Origin of the sequence: Aquirufa novilacunae (assembly GCF_045310505.1) — a bacterium.
Taxonomy (GTDB): domain Bacteria; phylum Bacteroidota; class Bacteroidia; order Cytophagales; family Spirosomataceae; genus Aquirufa; species Aquirufa novilacunae.
This window is the reverse complement of record NZ_JBEWZG010000001.1, coordinates 323,917-343,723: the sequence shown is the minus strand read 5'-3', so window position 1 is coordinate 343,723 and position 19,807 is coordinate 323,917. Positions and strand designations below refer to the sequence as shown.

The 19,807-nt window shown below is 38.4% G+C and carries 16 protein-coding genes and 1 tRNA gene; 12 read left to right on the top strand and 5 right to left on the bottom strand.

The genetic code is table 11. The annotated features are described in order from the left end of the window. Positions 1 to 24 precede the first annotated feature (24 nt). The gene (gene pgi / locus V7S74_RS01530) at positions 25 to 1,671 is read left to right on the top strand and encodes a glucose-6-phosphate isomerase (protein WP_406777690.1); all 1,647 of its coding nucleotides are present in this window, start codon (positions 25 to 27) and stop codon (positions 1,669 to 1,671) included. Positions 1,672 to 1,674: 3 nt separating this feature from the next. On the opposite strand, the gene hisS is transcribed toward pgi, so the two are convergent. Beyond that, positions 1,675 to 3,036, bottom strand: coding sequence for a histidine--tRNA ligase (gene hisS, locus V7S74_RS01525; RefSeq protein ID WP_406777010.1), 1,362 nt, complete (start codon positions 3,034 to 3,036; stop codon positions 1,675 to 1,677). Between the two features lie 89 nt (positions 3,037 to 3,125). Here hisS and V7S74_RS01520 point away from each other — a divergent pair, with 89 nt between their 5' ends. The 11 genes from V7S74_RS01520 to V7S74_RS01470 all read left to right on the top strand — a co-directional run bounded on the left by V7S74_RS01520 (position 3,126) and on the right by V7S74_RS01470 (position 13,600). After that, positions 3,126 to 3,269: a hypothetical protein gene (locus V7S74_RS01520; RefSeq protein ID WP_223130690.1), complete on the top strand. Its 144-nt coding sequence runs from the start codon at positions 3,126 to 3,128 to the stop codon at positions 3,267 to 3,269. A 69-nt stretch (positions 3,270 to 3,338) separates the two neighbouring features. After that, the gene (locus tag V7S74_RS01515; protein ID WP_406777009.1) at positions 3,339 to 4,094 is read left to right on the top strand and encodes a 3-keto-disaccharide hydrolase; all 756 of its coding nucleotides are present in this window, start codon (positions 3,339 to 3,341) and stop codon (positions 4,092 to 4,094) included. 61 nt (positions 4,095 to 4,155) lie between these two features. Further along, complete coding sequence (locus tag V7S74_RS01510) at positions 4,156 to 4,920, top strand: class I SAM-dependent methyltransferase (RefSeq protein WP_406777008.1); 765 nt, start codon at positions 4,156 to 4,158, stop codon at positions 4,918 to 4,920. A gap of 1 nt (position 4,921) precedes the next feature. Further along, the gene (locus V7S74_RS01505) at positions 4,922 to 6,211 is read left to right on the top strand and encodes an aminopeptidase P family protein (RefSeq protein ID WP_406777007.1); all 1,290 of its coding nucleotides are present in this window, start codon (positions 4,922 to 4,924) and stop codon (positions 6,209 to 6,211) included. Positions 6,212 to 6,286: 75 nt separating this feature from the next. Next, positions 6,287 to 8,074 carry a translation elongation factor 4 gene (lepA, locus tag V7S74_RS01500; protein WP_406777006.1) on the top strand — a complete coding sequence of 596 codons (1,788 nt, stop codon included), beginning with the start codon at positions 6,287 to 6,289 and terminating at the stop codon, positions 8,072 to 8,074. A gap of 73 nt (positions 8,075 to 8,147) precedes the next feature. Then, the gene (locus V7S74_RS01495) at positions 8,148 to 9,767 is read left to right on the top strand and encodes a 2-oxo acid dehydrogenase subunit E2 (protein WP_406777005.1); all 1,620 of its coding nucleotides are present in this window, start codon (positions 8,148 to 8,150) and stop codon (positions 9,765 to 9,767) included. Between the two features lie 57 nt (positions 9,768 to 9,824). Continuing rightward, positions 9,825 to 10,688 carry an ATP phosphoribosyltransferase gene (gene hisG / locus V7S74_RS01490; RefSeq protein WP_406777004.1) on the top strand — a complete coding sequence of 288 codons (864 nt, stop codon included), beginning with the start codon at positions 9,825 to 9,827 and terminating at the stop codon, positions 10,686 to 10,688. A 2-nt stretch (positions 10,689 to 10,690) separates the two neighbouring features. Then, on the top strand, positions 10,691 to 11,953 hold the full coding sequence (gene hisD, locus V7S74_RS01485) for a histidinol dehydrogenase (RefSeq protein ID WP_406777003.1): 1,263 nt from the start codon (positions 10,691 to 10,693) through the stop codon (positions 11,951 to 11,953). Further along, entirely contained in the window at positions 11,950 to 13,002 is a 1,053-nt protein-coding gene (gene hisC / locus V7S74_RS01480) for a histidinol-phosphate transaminase (protein ID WP_406777002.1), read from the top strand. The genes hisD and hisC overlap by 4 nt, the downstream gene beginning before the upstream one ends. Position 13,003: 1 nt before the next feature. Beyond that, positions 13,004 to 13,525: a hypothetical protein gene (locus tag V7S74_RS01475; RefSeq protein ID WP_406777001.1), complete on the top strand. Its 522-nt coding sequence runs from the start codon at positions 13,004 to 13,006 to the stop codon at positions 13,523 to 13,525. A 1-nt stretch (position 13,526) separates the two neighbouring features. Next, positions 13,527 to 13,600, top strand: a tRNA-Ala gene (locus tag V7S74_RS01470). A gap of 3 nt (positions 13,601 to 13,603) precedes the next feature. On the opposite strand, the gene nspC is transcribed toward V7S74_RS01470, so the two are convergent. Genes nspC through V7S74_RS01450 form a run of 4 tightly spaced genes read right to left on the bottom strand, consistent with a single transcriptional unit; the run spans position 13,604 to position 19,806 of the window. Next, the gene (gene nspC, locus V7S74_RS01465; RefSeq protein ID WP_406777000.1) at positions 13,604 to 14,734 is read right to left on the bottom strand and encodes a carboxynorspermidine decarboxylase; all 1,131 of its coding nucleotides are present in this window, start codon (positions 14,732 to 14,734) and stop codon (positions 13,604 to 13,606) included. A gap of 1 nt (position 14,735) precedes the next feature. Then, positions 14,736 to 15,950, bottom strand: coding sequence for a saccharopine dehydrogenase family protein (locus tag V7S74_RS01460; protein ID WP_406776999.1), 1,215 nt, complete (start codon positions 15,948 to 15,950; stop codon positions 14,736 to 14,738). A gap of 51 nt (positions 15,951 to 16,001) precedes the next feature. Further along, positions 16,002 to 16,490 carry a C40 family peptidase gene (locus tag V7S74_RS01455; protein ID WP_406776998.1) on the bottom strand — a complete coding sequence of 163 codons (489 nt, stop codon included), beginning with the start codon at positions 16,488 to 16,490 and terminating at the stop codon, positions 16,002 to 16,004. Then, positions 16,483 to 19,806, bottom strand: coding sequence for a UvrD-helicase domain-containing protein (locus V7S74_RS01450; RefSeq protein WP_406776997.1), 3,324 nt, complete (start codon positions 19,804 to 19,806; stop codon positions 16,483 to 16,485). The genes V7S74_RS01455 and V7S74_RS01450 overlap by 8 nt, the downstream gene beginning before the upstream one ends. Position 19,807 lies beyond the last annotated feature (1 nt).

The window sequence follows — 19,807 nt, the reverse complement described above, 5'->3', positions numbered from 1 at the left end:
TTGCAGTTCATTAATATCATCCGCATGTTATCTACGATTAATTTCACAAGTACCTCCGCTTATAAAGCACTTCAATTAGATCAATCACGTCTAGCTTCCACTACAATAGTTCAGTTATTTAAAAAAGACGCCACTAGACAAGAAAAATATAGCCAAACTTTCAATTCCATTTTTTTTGATTACTCAAAAAACCTAATAGATGAGAAAAGTTTTCAATCGCTTATTCAATTAGCGAAAGAATGTGGCTTAGAAGATGCGATTCAAGCACAATTTAAAGGCGATAAAATTAATCAAACAGAAGGTCGCTCTGTATTACATACGGCGCTTAGAGCTAAAGCATCAGCCTCTGTAGTAGTGGATGGCGAAAATATTATCCCTAAAATTCAAGCAGTAAAAGCTCAAATGAAAGACTTTTCTAATCGTGTCATTTCAGGCGATTGGAAAGGATACTCTGGTAAACAAATTACGGATGTGGTAAACATCGGTATCGGTGGATCTGATTTAGGTCCAGTGATGGTGACTGAGGCCTTAAAACCTTATAAAACGCGTTTAAATGTTCACTTCGTCAGTAATGTGGACGGTACGCATATCGCAGAGACACTGAAGAAGGTTAATCCGGAAACAACTTTATTCTTAATTGCTTCTAAAACATTCACTACACAGGAAACAATGGCTAATGCCTTTTCAGCTAGAGATTGGTTCTTGGCTGCGGCTAAAGATAATGCAGCCGTAGCAAAGCATTTTGTGGCCTTATCTACGAATACAAAGGCGGTGGCTGAGTTTGGTATAGATACAGCCAATATGTTCGTCTTTTGGGATTGGGTAGGCGGTCGTTATTCATTATGGTCTGCTATTGGTTTGTCTATTTGCCTTTCCGTAGGATTCGATCATTTTGAGGCTTTATTAGCAGGTGCTGAGGCGATGGACTCTCATTTTGCGAGTGCTTCTTTAGACCAAAACATTCCAGTTATTCTAGGTTTATTAGGTATTTGGTATGTGAATTTCTTTAATGCTCCTACTCACGCCATTCTTCCTTATGATCAATATATGCACCGTTTTGCCGCCTATTTCCAACAAGGGGATATGGAATCGAATGGTAAGACGGTAGACCGTTCAGGAAAACGTGTGAATTATGCAACAGGTCCTGTTATTTGGGGAGAGCCTGGAACGAATGGCCAACATGCCTTCTATCAATTAATCCACCAAGGAACGCAATTAATTCCTGCCGATTTTATTGCACCGGCAGTGACTCATAACAAAATTGGTAATCACCACACTTTATTGATGTCTAATTTCTTCGCACAGACGGAAGCCTTAATGAATGGAAAATCGAAAGAGGTGGTTGTTGCTGAATTGCAAAAAGCAGGCTTGAATGAAGCAGAGATTGAGAAATTAGCTCCATTTAAGGTGTTTGAAGGAAATAAGCCGACGAACTCTTTCTTAGTGAAGCAAATCGATCCACATACCTTAGGTTCATTAATTGCGATGTATGAACACAAAATCTTTGTTCAGGGCGTGATTTGGAATATTTTTAGCTATGACCAATGGGGTGTAGAATTAGGAAAGCAATTAGCTAATTCAATTCTACCAGAATTAGAAAATGAAGAGAAAATCAATTCTCATGACTCTAGCACTAATGGATTGATTAATCAATTCAAAGCTTGGAGATAGGAATTACTTCAATAATGTGATGATTTCAGAGATGGAGAGCAGGTTCTGTTCTCCATTTTTCATGTTCTTTACGGAAGCTTTTCCTTCTTTTAGTTCAGACTCCCCTATTACAGCTACGAATGCTATTTTTTTCTTGTCAGCAAACTCGAATGATTTCTTGATTTTAGCAACATCCGGATACACTTCTGAAGGAATTCCTACTTTACGTAATTCATTTGCCATTCCTAATGCAGCTTTGCGCCCATCCTCATCGAAATAGGTGAAGAGGATAGCACTGGCACTGGTAGAGATTTCAGGGAAAAGTGAAAGCTCTTCCATCACGTCTAGGATACGCTCAATCCCAAATGAAATACCCACACCTGACATATTAGGCAAACCAAATGAACTTGTCAGGTCATCGTAACGTCCACCGCCCACGATTGAACCAAATGGTAAATCGACAGCCTTACCTTCGTAAATCAATCCAGTATAATAGCTCAATCCACGAGCTAATTTGTAATCAAATATTAGGTTATCGTTACTAAAGCCATTGGTTTCCGAAAGACTCAAAACTTCTTTAATTTCAGCTAAACCCTGCAGTCCAGTTTCATTCGTTCCAAAAAACGAAGTTAATTTCGCTAATTTAGCCTCATTTGTTCCCTCAAATAATACAAGCTCTTTTAAGGCCTCTACCTTTTCAGCGCTAAAACCATTCTGAATTAATTCATCAGCTACCTTATACCAACCAATCTTATCTAATTTGTCTAATGCAACAGCGAAAGAAACGAAACGAGCGCTTTCTCCTAAAGTATCTACAATACCAGCTAATATTTTACGGGAATTCAAATAGAGGTTTACACGTAATTTTAAAGAGGTGAAAATAGACTGAAAGAGAGCAATTAATTCTGCTTCATTTACTAAGGAGTCAGAACCAATAATATCCGCATCACATTGATAAAACTCGCGGTAACGACCACGCTGAGGACGATCAGCCCGCCAAACGGGTTGAATTTGGTAGCGACGAAATGGGAAAGCCAAATCATTGCGATTCATGGCAACGAACCGTGCAAAAGGTACTGTTAAATCGTAGCGAAGACCTTTTTCAGATATTTTTGTGGTCAGAGATTTAGACCCTGCGTCGATGTCAGAAGGAGAAACTTTGGACAAATAATCACCACTATTTAAAATCTTAAATAATAATTGATCGCCTTCTTCTCCGTATTTACCAGTCAAAGTAGATAGATTCTCAATGGCCGCGGTTTCAATTGCTTGAAAGCCAAAACCTTGAAAATGAGTCTTTATAATGTCAAAAACATAATTACGTTTTGCCATCTCAGAAGGGCCAAAATCCCTAGTTCCTCTTGCGTTTGCTGGTTTCTGCATCATATTAAAAAAAACAAATTTAATTAATTATGCCATAATATTTTTGATAATAGTCGATTTTACCTATTTTTGCAAACCAAATTATCAAAGACATGGCAGTAACTAGACTAAAACGTAAAGACAGAAGAAATAAAGCAGTAGCTAACAACAAGGTTGCAGCTATCAAAATCTTAAAAGCAAGACCAACTATTAAATTAGTTGATGTAGAAGCTATCAAAGCTAGCTTTGCTAAATAAGAATAATATTCTTTAAATTGAAACCGGTTTATGCCGGTTTTTTTATGTTCAATTCAATCCTATTCAACAATGAAAAAGACATTATTTGCAATTTCAGGGCTATTTTTAGCTTCTATCAGTTTTACACAGGCACAAGATCACCGTCATGTAAAGCCTAATCCAACTAACCCCAATGACACGGAATATTGGGAGCCAAGCATACCAGTGGTTACTCCTGGAGCCATTCCATCTGATGCTATCGTATTGTTTGATGGAAAGAATTTAGATAATTGGGAGTCTGCAAAAGATGGCTCACCGGCGGCTTGGAAAGTGGCTGATGGAAAAATGACTGTAGTAGGAGGAAAAGGAAATATCTCTACAAAGGAGAAATTTACTAACTACCAATTGCACATTGAATGGCAATCCCCTATCGAGCCAGAGACGTTAAAAAGCCAAGGAAAAGGAAATAGCGGAGTTTTTATGCAAGGTATGTACGAAGTTCAAGTAATGAACTCGTATCAAAATCCAACCTACCGTAACGGTCAGGCAGGTGCTATTTACAAACAAACACCTCCTTTAGTAAATGCAACGTCAAAAATGGGTGATTGGAATACCTATGACATCATATATACGGCACCGGTATTTACTACAAATGGTGGTATTGAAACACCGGCTTATGTGACAGTTATCCATAATGGAATTGTAGTTCAAAATCACACCAAAATTCAAGGTACAACAGAATACATCGGTCAACCTTTGAATCCAGTTCACGGACCAGGACCGATCAGTTTACAAGATCACGGGAATGCAGTTAGCTTCCGCAATATTTGGTTAAGAAAAATGTAATTAATTTCTTAATTTTGAAGGGAAGGTATTCAACATGGAAGCCTTCCCTTTTTTTGTTTCTATGAAATACATCATTAGCTGGGTTTTACGATTTATCCCAAGAAAATTTATTCAATTATTTGCACATCGATTAATCAAAATTTACAGCATTTTCTTGCGAGGAAATAAGGTACATTGCCCCGTTTGTGATCATTCTTTTAGTCATTTTCTACCTTATGGACGTTTAACTCCACGTGAAAATGCGCTTTGTCCTTCTTGTTTAAGTTTAGAGCGTCATCGATTGATGTATTTATACTTAAAAAACGAGACTCCCTTTTTTACGGATAAGCCTAAATTATTGCATATCGCACCTGAATATTGCTTTATTGATCGTTTTGAGAAGCATTTGGGAGATCAGTATATTACTGCGGATATTGAGAGTCCATTAGCAAAAGTGAAGATGGATTTGCATGATATTCCTTTTCCAGATAATACTTTTGATGCTGTTTTTTGTAATCACGTATTAGAACATGTGAAGGATGATGTGCGCTGCATGCAGGAAATTCGCCGTGTTTTGAAACCAAGTGGATTTGCATTATGCCAAAGCCCTCAACGTTACGATCTAGCCACTACCTACGAAGATGCGAGCATTACAAATCCTAGAGAGCGAGAAATTCATTTCTTACAAGATGATCACTTACGTATCTATGGGCGTGATTATGGTACTCAATTGGAAAATTCAGGTTTCAAAGTGGAACAAGTGAATCTGATTGAAAAATTAGGATTAGAAGAGAGCAAGAGATTGGCTCTGCCTTTAGAAGAAATCATTTACGTTTGTCGAAAATAAGATGCGCTACACTCCTTTTTCTGCCGAATTATTTAAAAAGAATCGTTCGAAATTATACGCTCAATTGCCTCCTAAATCGATCGTGGTCATTAGTTCGAATGATATTATGCCCACGAACGCCGATGGAACAATGGGATTTCGTCAGAATAGTGACCTATTTTATTTATCCGGTTTAGATCAAGAGGAGACCTTTTTGATATTGTATCCAGATGCTCCTGAAGCACAATGGCGAGAAATAGCCTTTGTTCGCGAGACATCTGAATTGATTGAGATTTGGGAAGGTCATAAGTATACGAAAGAAGAGGCGACGCAAACTTCTGGGATTAAAAACATTCAATGGACGAGTAATTTCGATAGCCTATTAAAGATCTTAATCTATTCTGCTAATCATTTGTATTTAACCGATAACGAGCATTTAAGAAATGCCTCGGTTGTTCAAACGCAGAATGCTCGTTTGGGAATTTCACTTCGTGAATTGTATCCTAATCATGCCATAGGGCGCCTCGCTCCTATTTTAAGTGATTTAAGAATGCAAAAAGAGCCTGAGGAATTACAGGCATTACAAGTGGCATGTGATATTACAGAAAAAGGATTCCGTCGCGTATTAAACTTTACGAAACCAGGCGTCACAGAATACGAGATTGAAGCAGAATTCATTCACGAATTTACCCGAAATCGATCTGAAGGCTTTGCCTACACACCTATCATTGCTTCAGGTGCTAATGCTTGTGTGCTTCATTACATCGATAATGCCTTGCCATGTAAAGATGGAGATATGCTTCTATTAGATGTGGGAGCATCCTATGCAAATTACAATGCGGATATGACTCGAACGATTCCAGTAAATGGTCGTTTCTCGCCACGTCAAAAACAAGTATATCAAGCCGTGCATGCCGTATTAGATTATGCGACAGAAATTATGCAGCCGGGTGTGTTTTGGGTAGATTACCAAAAAGAAGTTGTGCGTTTCATGGAAGGGCAACTGATCGATTTAGGTTTATTTACACGTGCTGATGTAGAAAAGCAAAATCCTGCTAATCCATTATTCAAAAGATATTTCATGCATGGCGTGGCACATCATTTAGGATTAGATGTGCACGATGTTTGGGATAAATACAAACCTTTTCAGGAGGGAATGGTTTTAACCTGTGAACCCGGAATTTATATTCAAGAAGAGGGATTAGGTATTCGTTTGGAAAACAACCTAGTCATTCAGAAAGGAAAGAATACGAATCTAATGAAAAATATCCCCTTGCATTGGGAGGAAATTGAAGATTTAATGAATCAATAAAACGGGTTAAATGCCTCGTTTTGGCTATATTTGTAGCTTAGTTTTTAGGGAAGCCCTAAGGAGAAAAAATTCTATATGAAACACCTGCGTAATTTTTGTATTATTGCCCATATTGATCACGGTAAAAGTACCTTAGCCGATCGATTAATTGAGTTCACCAATACCGTTCAGAAACGCGATATGATGAATCAATTGCTCGATGATATGGACTTAGAGCGCGAACGCGGAATTACGATTAAATCGCACGCGATTCAAATGCAGTATCCCAAAGACGGGGAATTATATACTTTCAACTTAATTGATACGCCTGGACACGTTGATTTCTCCTATGAGGTATCACGTTCTATTGCAGCCTGCGAAGGTGCATTATTGATTGTAGATGCGTCTCAGGGTATTGAGGCTCAAACAATTTCCAATTTATATTTAGCGATCAGTCATGATTTAGAAATCATTCCTGTTTTAAATAAAATTGATTTACCTGGCGCCATGCCAGAGGAAGTTTCTGATCAAATCATCGATTTGATAGGTTGTAAAAAAGAAGATATTATCCACGCCTCTGGTAAAGAAGGTATCGGTATACAAGATATCCTTGATGCAGTGGTAGAACGTATTCCTGCACCTAAAGGAGAACCTGAAGCTCCATTACAAGCCTTAATCTTTGACTCTACTTTCAACTCCTACCGTGGTATTGAGGTAATTTTCCGTGTATATAACGGTGAAATTAAAAAAGGAGACCGTGTCAAATTTATTAATACAGGCAAAGAGTATTACGCAGATGAGATTGGAACCTTAGGTCTAGAACAAGAGCCCAAACAAATCATTAAAACAGGGGATGTAGGCTATTTAATTTCTGGAATTAAAGAAGCGAAAGAAGTGAAGGTGGGTGATACAATTACTCACGTAGCGAACCCTACCCTTTCTGCTATTCAAGGTTTTGAAGAGGTAAAACCGATGGTATTTGCTGGGATTTATCCAGTAGAAACCTCAGAATTTGAAGATCTACGCGATGCGATGGAGAAGCTTCAATTAAATGATGCTTCCTTAGTTTGGGAACCTGAGACATCTGCCGCTTTAGGATTTGGTTTCCGTTGTGGATTCTTAGGCATGTTGCACATGGAAATTGTGCAAGAGCGTCTAGAAAGAGAATTCGACATGACAGTCATTACGACTGTCCCTTCCGTAAAGTTCAAAGTATTAACGACTTCAAAGGAAGAAATGTGGGTATCAGCTCCTGCTGATTTACCCGAGACAAACTTAATTGACACCATTGAAGAGCCTTACATTAAGGCACAAATAATTACAAAATCTGAGTATACAGGGGTCATTATGAGTCTTTGTATGGATAAGCGAGGTATTTTAGTGAATCAGATTTATTTGACAACTGACCGTGTGGAGTTGACATTCGATATGCCTTTATCAGAGGTTGTATTTGATTTCTTCGATCGTTTAAAGACCATTTCAAGAGGATATGCCTCTTTAGATTACGAATACAAGGATTATGAACCAGGTGACATGGTTAAGTTAGATATCATGTTAAATGGCGACAAGGTTGATGCTTTATCTGCCATTGTGCACCGCGACAAAGCCTATGATTGGGGTAAGCGTTTGTGTGAAAAATTACGTGAATTGATTCCGAGACAGCAATTTGAAATTGCCGTCCAGGCAGCGATTGGTCAAAAAATCATAGCTCGTGAAACAGTGAAAGCCTTACGTAAAGACGTATTAGCTAAATGTTACGGTGGTGATATTTCTCGTAAGCGTAAATTACTAGAGAAACAGAAAAAAGGTAAAAAACGCATGCGTCAAGTGGGTAACGTAGAAATTCCACAGGAGGCATTTATGGCAGTCCTTAAACTAGATTAGTAGAGAATAATTATCACATAAAATTTTTAAAAACAGGGTTTAAAGCGTATTTTTGATATTCAAACGAAATAAGATGGCTGAAATTATTAGAATGCCCAAGATGAGCGACACGATGTTAGAAGGCGTGATTGCAAATTGGCTAAAAAAAGAAGGTGACGTTATTAAATCAGGTGACATTATTGCGGAAGTCGAGACGGACAAAGCAACGATGGAATTAGAAAATTACGAAGACGGCACTTTATTATATATCGGTGTAAAGGTTGGTGAAGCAGTTCCAGTTGATGGAATTATCGCTATTGTAGGGACACCAGGTGAAGATTATTCAGCACTTTTAGCGGCTCCTGCTGCAGCGTCAGCTCCAGCACCTGTTGTAGCCGCAGAAACACCGGCAGCAGCTCCAGTGGCAGAAACTGCAGCCCCTACCCCAACAATCGACTTAAGTGGAGTTAAAGCAGTCGCTGTTCGTATGCCTAAAATGAGCGATACGATGGTAGAAGGCGTTATCGCTAAATGGTTAAAAGCTGTAGGTGATGTCATCAAGAATGGAGACATCATTGCTGAAGTAGAGACAGATAAAGCTACCATGGAATTAGAAAACTATGAAGATGGTACACTATTATATATTGGAGCAAAAGAAGGACAAGGTGTCATCGTAGATGGTATTATTGCTATCGTAGGAGAACCTGGTGCTAATTACCAATTGATTTTAGATGCTGAGGCAGCGCCTAAATCGGCTGCACCCGCACCAGTAGCTACAACTCCGGCTCCTGCGCCTGTGGCAAGTGCACCAGCACCTGTCATTACAAAGGCTCCAATTGCGGAAGAAAAAATCGCTTCTAAACCAGGTGCAGAATTGAAGGCAAGTCCTTTAGCTCGTGCTTTGGCAAAAGAAAAAGGATATAACTTAAACTGGATTACGGGAACGGGTGAAGGTGGACGTATCACAAAGGCAGATGTGGAAGAATATAATCCAAACTCTGGCGGTGCGAACGCAAACTTCACAGGTGGTGTGGAAAGCTTTGAGGATATTCCAAACAGCCAAATGCGTAAAACAATCGCTCGTCGTTTGTCTGAATCTAAATTTAGCGCTCCAGAATTCTATTTAACGATGGAAATCAATATGGATAAAGCGATGGAAGCGCGTGTATCTATGAATGAAGTATTACCCGTGAAGATTTCATTCAATGATATGGTGATTAAAGCCACTGCTCTATCCTTAGCGAAACACCCTAAAGTAAATTCTTACTGGATGGAAGATCGCATTCGTGTAAACAAACACGTACACATTGGTATGGCTGTAGCTGTTGAAGATGGCTTGCTAGTACCAGTGATTCGTTTTGCTTCTGAAAAATCAATCGCACAAATCTCAGCTGAGGCGAAAGATTTAGGAGGAAAAGCAAAAAATAAATTATTGCAACCGAAAGATTGGGAAGGCAATACATTTACCGTTTCTAACTTAGGTATGTTTGGAATCGACCAATTCACTTCTATTATCAACTCTCCAGAATCATGTATTCTTGCGGTAGGTGGTATTAAAGAAACCGTGGGTGTTAAGAATGGTCAATTCTATGCAACCAACATTATGAAATTAACATTGACTTGTGATCATCGCGTGGTAGATGGTGCAACGGGAGCTGCGTTCCTGTTAACCCTGAAACAATACTTAGAGGACCCAATCAAAATGTTTTTATAAAATTGATTCAGCAAGCCTCGAGTAATTTCGAGGCTTGCTTTTTTTAGATTACATACAATGAGCACAAACAATATCAGAATTGCGGTACAAAAGTCCGGACGTTTAAGCGATGATTCTTTAAAGCTTTTTAAAGAGTGTGGCATTAAATTTGAATCGGGTGGGTCTAAACTACGATCAATTTCTAGCAACTTCCCTATCGAGTTTTTATTTCTTCGCGATGACGATATCCCAGGATACGTGGAAGATGGTGTAGCTGATTTAGGAGTTGTGGGCCTAAACGTATTGATGGAGCACACACGCAAGGTAGATATCGTAAAAGAACTTGGTTTTTCTAAATGTCGTCTATCATTAGCTATTCCTAGAAGTGAAGCATATACAGATCTAAGTCAATTTGAAGGAAAGAGCATAGCGACGTCTTATCCCAACCTAACGAATCAATTCCTTAAAAAGAATGGCGTAAATGCAGAGATGCATGAGATATCGGGCTCAGTAGAGATTGCGCCAAGTATTGGACTTGCAGAGGGCATTTGCGATATCGTGTCTACTGGAGGAACACTTTTAAGCAATGGGTTGAAAGAGGTAGCTACGGTTTTCCAAAGCCAAGCAGTGATGATCTCTAACAATTCATTATCAGCTGAAAAACAGGCTATACTCGATAAACTATTATTTAGAATTGATTCTGTTCAAAGAGGTCAAAACGCAAAATATGTCGTGTTGAATGTGCAAGAACAGAACATTGAAAAAGTGACGGCTCTTTTGCCAGGGATGAAATCCCCTTCCGTATTGCCATTAGCAACGAAAGGATGGTTCTCACTTCACTCGGTTATTGAAGAAAACGATTTTTGGAATATCATCGAGAATCTTCGAGATGCAGGTGCAGAAGGAATTTTAGTTTTACCTATTGAAAAAATGATTCTTTAATCATGTTTACACAAATCAACTATCCTTCACCGACAGATTATGCTCGTCTTTGCGAAAGACCGGCATTGGAGCAGGCTGCTTTAGGTAGCTTAATTGAAGGTGTTTTTCAAAAAGTACAAACAGAAGGCGATGCTGCACTTCGCGAATTGACGAAGAATTATGAGAATCGAAATATCGATTCCATTCTCTATACACCAGAAGAGATTGATCAATTCGCAGCAAAAACAGAGGAGCATTTGCAGAAAGCTATAAAACACGCGTATGATAATATTTATGCCTTTCACAACGCACAAAAATTAGTTTCAGCCAAGATTGAAATTAATCCAGGCGTTGTCTGCTGGCAAAAAGCAACAGGCATAGATAAAGTGGGTATTTATATTCCCGGAGGCACGGCACCCCTATTCTCAACCGTTCTAATGTTAGCTATTCCCGCTAGGATTGCTGGTTGTCTAGAGGTTGTTTTATGTACTCCCGCAGAACATCCAGCCATTTTTTATGCTGCCAAACTTTGTGGTGTTACTAAGATGGCTAAAATTGGAGGTTCTCAAGCCATTGCAGCGTTAACTTTAGGAACAGAAAGTGTACCGAAGGTATATAAAATCTTTGGGCCAGGTAATCAATATGTTACAGCCGCTAAAATGTATGCTAATCGATTAGGTACTGCCATCGATATGCCAGCTGGTCCTTCTGAAGTGGCCGTTTATGCAGATTCCGAAGGGGTTCCTGCATTTATTGCTTCTGATTTACTTTCACAGGCTGAACATGGAATTGACTCGCAAGTCTTCCTAGTGAGCACAGACGAAAGAATTATTCAGGAGACCTTTCTAGCCATCGAGGATCAACTAAAAGAATTACCTCGAAGAGAATTAGCTAAAAAGGCATTATTGAATTCAAAATTCATTTTAGTAGCAACAGAAAAAGAAGCGACAGATTTATTAAATGAATATGCTGCTGAGCACTTGATCCTAGCCTGCAAGAATCCAGAAGCATTCGCAGATCAAATCAGGAATGCAGGATCTATTTTCTTAGGAAATTATACCCCAGAATCAGCAGGTGATTATGCTTCGGGAACGAACCACACTTTACCTACAAATGGATTTGCGCGCTCTTATTCAGGAGTAAACTTAGATTCATTCACTAAGAAAATAACGCTTCAATCCATCAGTAAAGCTGGTTTAAGCCATTTAGGCAACACAATCATTGATATGGCAGAAGCAGAATCACTTCAAGCACACGCTAACGCTGTTAAAGTACGATTAAAATGATTTTTCAGAACTTCATATTAGAACATATTTGGAACTTAAAACCTTATTCGTCTGCCAGAGATGAATTCAAAGGTAAAGAAGGTGTGTTTTTAGATGCCAATGAAAATCCAATGGGTTCCGGCGTTCCAAAAAAATGGAATCGATATCCTGATCCGTTACAATTAACGATTAAGGAGCAATTAGCGGCTATCAAACAATGCAATGTCGATCAAATCTTTTTAGGGAATGGATCTGATGAGGCAATTGATTTAATTATGCGAATGACCTGTCAATCGGGTATTCACAATATTATTCTTTGCCCTCCTACCTATGGAATGTACGAGGTTAGCGCTTCCATTAACCACATTGAACAGCGAAAAGTAAGTCTACTTACGAATTACCAGTTAGATGTGGCTGGTATTTTAGAAGCAATCGATTCAAATACGCGTTTGCTATTTATTTGTTCTCCTAACAATCCCACAGGAAATAAATTAAATCGTACAGATATTTACACCTTGATTGAATCCTTTACAACAGGATTCGTCATCATTGATGAAGCCTATATCGATTTCTCTGATGAGCCTAGTTTTATTCAGGAATTAGTGAAATACCCGCAATTAATTGTGATGCAGACACTTTCCAAAGCTTATGGATTAGCCTCCCTGCGTTTAGGAATGGCCTTTGCTCATCCCACAATTATCGGACTGTTAAATAAAATAAAGCCTCCTTATAATATCGGTGGAGCAACACAAGAAATTGTGATAAAAGCGTTAGCCAATACCTCATTTAAAGAGGATACGGTTTCTCTGCTATTGGCAGAAAGAAAACGTTTAATGGAATCTTTAGGACAAATTCCTGAGGTAATTCACATTTATCCATCTGACGCTAATTTTATTTTAGTTCGGTTTAAGAAATCGAATGAGCTATTTAATTATTTGATTTCAGAGAAATTAATCACCCGAAATAGAAGTACTGTTACTTTATGTGAAGATTCTATTCGAATTACGATTGGGTTATCAGAAGAAAACGATAAATTAGTTGATCTAATTTCTAAATTCTACGCAGCATAATATGTTAAAACGCATTGTCCTTTTCTTGTTTTTATGCTGTGGCTTCACTGCTGCAAAGGCACAAATGAAAGATTGGGCTGCGGGATTTAGAGTCGGCGAACCGGGCGGATTTATGATAAAACGCTATTTGCCCTCTGGTAAAAATGCGGTCGAATTTAATTTTGGGACGTATGGTGGACTTTGGGGGACGAATCGTTCTTATCAAAATGGCTCCTTTCAAAATATTGGATTCTCTCTCAATGCCTTGTATTTATGGCATCGACCTACTTTAGTAAATTCTGATTTGCATTATTATTATGGGGCTGGCCCGCAATTTGTTTCTAGAAATCTGTTTTCAGACAATTCGGTCTATCCTGAAACAAAAAGAGGCCTCGGTGCGGCCAGTATCGCTGGCTTAGAGTATTTCCCAATAGACGCCCCTAACCTATCCTTCTTTGCCGAATTAGGCTTATACACGGAATTACTCCCCAATCCCTTCTTCTTGCATATTCAAGGAGGTGTAGGTGTAAAAGTCAATTTTTAATGGGGATGTAGCTCAGTTGGCTAGAGCGCTTGCATGGCATGCAAGAGGTCGTCGGTTCGAGACCGATCTTCTCCACTATTACAATCTATCCTTAAACGATTCGTATCCGAAAGATTTAAACAATTGGAAATTACCTACTGTATCTATTTTTCCAATATTAGGTAGATTAACGCCATTGAAAGTGGTCGTTTTCACCATCGTATAATGAATCATATCTTCCAAGATGATTTCATCTCCTATTTGAAGCGGCTGTTCAAAAGAATAATCACCATAGAAATCACCCGCTAAACAAGTCATACCTCCAAAACGGTAGGTCGGCTTTCCTTTTTCAGGTTCAGAGTTCGCTCCTCTAATCCGTGGCTTATACGGCATCTCTAAGGTGTCAGGCATATGAGCCGCAAAGGAAACATCTAGTATGGCTACTGTAATCCCTGCAGACTCGATAATATCTAGAACGGTAGACTTTAAGAAACCTGTTTGCCAGCCTACAGCTGACCCTGGTTCTAGAATAATTTGTAAATTAGGGTACTTAGAACGAAATCCTTTCAGCAAACCGATTAAATGATCGACATCATAATCAGCCCGCGTAATCAAATGACCGCCTCCTAGATTTAACCATTTTAAAGATGGAAGTAGATCTCCAAATTTCTCTACAATAACGGCTAAGGTTCTTTCCAACACATACGAATCATTCTCACAAAGCGTATGTGAATGTAATCCTTCTATCCCCTCTGGTAAAATCCCTAAATCAGATCTGCGAATACCTAATCGAGAACCGGCAATGCATGGATTATACATATCGGTATCCACCTCCGCATATTCCGGATTAATGCGTAATCCACAGGAAATACCTGCTGTTAAAGCACGCTCTTTGTACTGATGATACTGATTAAGTGAATTGAAGGTAATGTGACCTGCATAAGAACTTAATTCAGCCCACTCAGATTCTAAATAGGCAGGTGAATAGACATGAGGTTTAACACCCATTTCCTCAAAAGCTAGGCGAGCTTCGTGCAATGAACTAGCCGTAGCTCCAGCTAAGTACTGTTTAACTAAGGGGAATTCATGATAAAAGGAAAAACCCTTTAAAGCGCAAATAATTTCAATTCCAGCCTCTTTTTGAACTCTTTTTAAAAGTTCCAGATTAGAAATCAATAAATTTTCCTCCAATACATAACAAGGAGATGGAATCGAAGGATAGTAATTCATCTTAATATTCGTGAGGTAAAGTGATGTTGTGTTGCTCATCCCAAGGCAAACCATGGATGTTCAATAATTCCATAAATGGATCTGGATTAAATTCTTCCACATTGAAAACGCCTGGAGCAAACCAAGAACCATCAATCATTAAAGAAGCTCCAATCATAGCAGGTACACCCGTCGTATAACTTACGCCTTGTGCTTGCACCTCTTTATAACAATCTGCGTGATGGCAATTATTCCAAACATAATACGTAGCATCCTTACCATCCTTAATACCTTTGATTTGGCAACCAATAGACGTTTGGCCTGAATAATTCTCTCCTAATGTCCCCGGTTCTGGTAAAACTGCCTTTAAGAACTCTAAAGGAACGATATCCGTTCCATTGAACTTAATCGGTGCAATGGAAGTCATGCCTACATTTTGAAGTACTTCTAGGTGAGTCAAATAAGCTTGACCAAATGTCATCCAAAAACGAGCACGCTTGAGCGTAGGGAAATTCTTTGTTAATGACTCTAATTCCTCGTGGTATAATACATAGGATTCTTTAGGTCCAATATTAGGATAATCAATCGGCTTATGAATCGACATCGGTTCGATTTCAATCCACTCCCCATTCTCCCAATACTTTCCTTTCTGCGTAATCTCCCGAATATTAATTTCCGGATTGAAATTCGTTGCAAATGCTTTTCCATGATCTCCTGCATTACAATCAATGATATCTAAATAATGCATTTCATCGAAATAATGCTTGTTAGCGTAAGCCGTATAAACACCTGTAACACCTGGGTCAAATCCACAACCTAACAAAGCCATCAAACCCGCTTTCTTAAATTTATCTTGGTAAGCCCACTGCCAAGAATATTCAAATTTGGCTACGTCTTTAGGCTCGTAATTCGCCGTATCTAAATAATGAACACCCGCTTCTAAACAAGCATCCATAATCGTTAAATCTTGGTAAGGCAAAGCCACATTAATCACTAAAAATGGCTTTTCTTCTTTAAATAAAGCTACTAATTCAGGTACATTATCTGCATCCACTTGACGAGTCTTCACAGCTGTAGGTAAACCGATAGCTACACATTCAGCAGCAATGGCATCACATTTAGCGAGTGTACGAGAAGCTAAAACAATCTCAGAGAAGGAAGCAGGGTTCATCGCACATTTTTTTACTACGACATTACCAACTCCACCAGCACCAATAATTACAATTTTTTTCGACATAGATTTTTAAAAAGAAATGCAAAAATAGAACATCAAAGCCTAATATCCATATTAATTTTTATATGGACGGATAATTTTAACAATGCGCTCTAGCCAAAACCTTTGGAATAATAAATCCTCACGAACTCCGTAACTCGTGCTAGCATGTATAAAACTAATAGATGGCTTTTCTTTTGTGATTAGACCCACATGATTGATCAACCCTACCTTACCTGTCGCAAAGAATACCCAATCTCCTAATTGAATATCTTGAAGCCTAATTTCCTCCCCAAATTTAGCTTGGTCTGCGGAAACACGCGGTATACTGAAATCATTTGATGAGTAGGCTTTAAACAATAAGCCAGAGCAATCCATCCCTTTTGTATCCATACCACCTGTACGATAAGGAACTCCTTTGTATTTTCTTGCTTCTTTTAAAATCGCCTTAATCTCTTTAGCGCTGTAATATGAAGAGCCAGGCTTGTGAAACATCCGCTTGACAAAAGAACAAGAATCCACTAGAATGACTAACAAGCAAAGTGCTAAAAATCGCTTACACATAGCGCAATTCTTTTGTTTCGAGATAAATTAAAACACCCTCCGTCACTTGATGACCCATAGATTGTAAAGTTTGTTTGTAACGAGCAATTTGTTCATCGTGCTCTGGCTTTGATTTACCCGTTTTAAAATCAATGACTTGTAAGGCATCACCTACCCGATTCACCCGATCAGGTCTTACAATCGATCCATCGGGACAAAGTAAATCCACTTCATTAAAAGCTAAATTTTCTCTCTTAAAAAATCCCTGCACTTTCGAATCCATAAATAACTCATCAATAAGAGATACATCTACCTTTGATTTTGACCTTACTTCTTGCCAAGCATCAAAATCAGGCAATTGAGCTAATAAATCATGTAGGCGATTACCGATTTCTCTTTTAGTCGATGAAGCGGTATATAAGTCAACTTTGGCTGAATTTACACGTAATGAAATAGCTTGATCTGCAATTTTAACTTGTAATTGAACATTTTTTGTCTGTTTTGCTAAATCCTCTCTCGATGATTTGGGCTCAACAATTGAATCGGAGAAGGTATAATAAGAACAAGCTAAAGAGGAGTCAATCTGCAAATATTCAGGTAAATCCATTTTTGTCCCCTTTTCTTCTGCATATTGATATAAAAGCTTTCCGACGGATTGATCAAAAGAGGCAATGGTCCTTGAATGCATATCAGCCTCAGGAACAGTTAAAAGAAGATGCAAGGATTGTTTAGGCCTTGTGGTGGCCACATATAACATATTTAAGGCATCTAAAAATATAGCTTCTTTCTCCACCTGTGCCGCATTTATTAAGGAAGGAAATGGCAATATTTCACTTGAATTAACACGTCCATAAATGGGTGGTAAATTCAATGTCTCTTCTCCCAATATAGTTGATGTTTCATCTGGATTGATATCAAACCAAATACGCTCAGATTCAGCCTGAAAAGTCCAATTAATATAGGGCACAATGACCACAGGATATTCTAAACCTTTCGATTTATGAATACTTGAAATAGTTACGGCATCTGCCTCCGAATCACTAGTGATGCAATAATTGTTTCTGTTTTGATTAAAGTGTGTCAAAAATCCGGCCGTTAATTTATCCTTATTTAAAACATACTCGTTTAAAATATCCAGGAACTTCCATAAGTAATCTTGTCCTTCCTCATTAGTTAACAAGTTGAAAACAGAGATTAACTCATATACCCATTGAAGTAGATCTATAAATTCAGGAACTACAATACCTTGGTCTTTAAAATATAGAATTGAATTGGAAAGTGCAGAACTACTGGAATAGCTACTAAGCTTTTCAAGTTCAGCTTCACTAATCACCTTACCTCGAATCTCCGCAAACTGATACACTAATTCATAGAAAAAGAGATTCTCTTTCGGGTTTTCAAGTAGGGATAAATAAGATAATATCAATCCTACTAACGGAGAATAATGCACCAAAAGTGAATCTGATGAGATAATAGGTATACCAATTTCTTTTAAACGCAAGGCTAGAAAACGAGAATGCTTATTCTTACGTGTCAGAATAGCGATGTCTTGATAATCAAAACCGAGCTTTCGATTATGTTGAATCAAATGGATGACCTGCCTTAACATAAACTCATTTTCTGGCTCTGTATAACCTGTAGGTTCTTTCGAATTATGGTATACCAAAAGATCCACCGTCCCATTGAATTCAGCTGACGGAATTTTCGGATTTTGTTTCAAATTATTGCCATACAAAGGAGCAATCAATGGGCATAATGCATTGACCTGCTGGTTTGTGGTTAAAGATTCGAAGAAGTCATTATTAAAGTTGACTATTTCTTTCGCACTTCGGTAGTTATCAGCTAGTGAAGCTGGGGTTACTTGATTCAATAAATATGAGAATCGAGATTCGTCTAAACTATCCTCATCAAAATGAATGTTTACTAAGGAGGCATTCTGAGTCGACAAAGAAGCAATCAAACTTACCTCTCCTCCTCTAAACTTGTAAATGGATTGCTTTGCGTCTCCTACTAATAAACTTCGCTTTCCAATGGATGTCGCATTTTCGATGAGTGGCATGAAATTCTTCCATTGCAAAATGGATGTATCTTGAAATTCATCAATGAAAATATGAAAATAGCGATCCCCTAATTTTTCATAAATAAATGGAATCGGATCCGTGGAGATAACTTCATATACTCTTTTAGAAAACTCTGAAATAGGAATCGCGGAATTCTCTTGTTGGTAAAGACGCATTTCTCGCTGAATCAGATTCAACAAGGCAATCTTCTTCAAATCTTTAAGTACCCAGTTTAAAAACCGATAACGCTTAGAATAAAGCGATTGCAATTCCAGAAACTGCGAGCCTAAATCGCTTAATTCTGCCGAATTAGATTCGATCAATGCTTTATCTACCGCACTTGCCTTTCCAGAGGACCAAGTATTCTTTTCAATGGCAGTCTTTAAATAATGATAGGACTTATCTGCTAATTCAGGTGATAATTCAGCAGACTTCATTATACCCACTGGGCCCTTTGAACCATAAAAATAGAGAGAATCATCTAGATTCATTTGGGCAATTATAGCGCAGAAGTTTGTCGCAATTAGCTTTACTTCCTCTAGCATCTGATTATTCAAGGAGCGTAGGTGATCCTCTAGGTGTAGAAAATCTCGAACAGTCGATGAAGCAATCTGAGGTTCAATTTTAAGAAACTTCTCATCAAGGGTAATTTTTAAAAAGCTATGCAAGCTATCCCTCATACGATTCCAGTTTCGACCTTCAGAGACTTCTTGATTTGCGAAAGATAAAATCAAATCACTTAATTCTCCATCCCCAGCATTATTCACCTGATCCAGTAAGCGATTAATTAACTCATGAATTAAATTATTTGAATCAAGTAAAATTTCATATTGGGTAGGCAGATTTAATTCGTCTATGAATGACGCGCTCAAACGCTGAACGAAAGAGTCAATAGTCATCACAGAAAACAAACCGTAATCTTGAAGTATCTGCTGTAAAGTAGTGGCAGCACGAAAAGCTAATTCTTCCTTTGATAAATCAATACCATCGGCGGCTAATTCTTGCTGAATTTTGGTCAGAATGGAGACAAACTTAGGCTGATCCTCAACTGATGTAGAATGAAAACTAGGATAATCAGCAATTCCAGATAAAAATTGTAAAATTCTTTGACGCATTTCCTCAGCCGCTTTTATCGTAAAAGTGACTGCCAGAATACGTCTAAAATACCCCTTCGTTTCTACCTCTGAGAGCGCCATCTTCAGATACTCGATGGTCAAGGTATAGGTTTTCCCTGAACCAGCTGAGGCTGAAAAGAGCGTAATTTGTTGAGGCTTCATG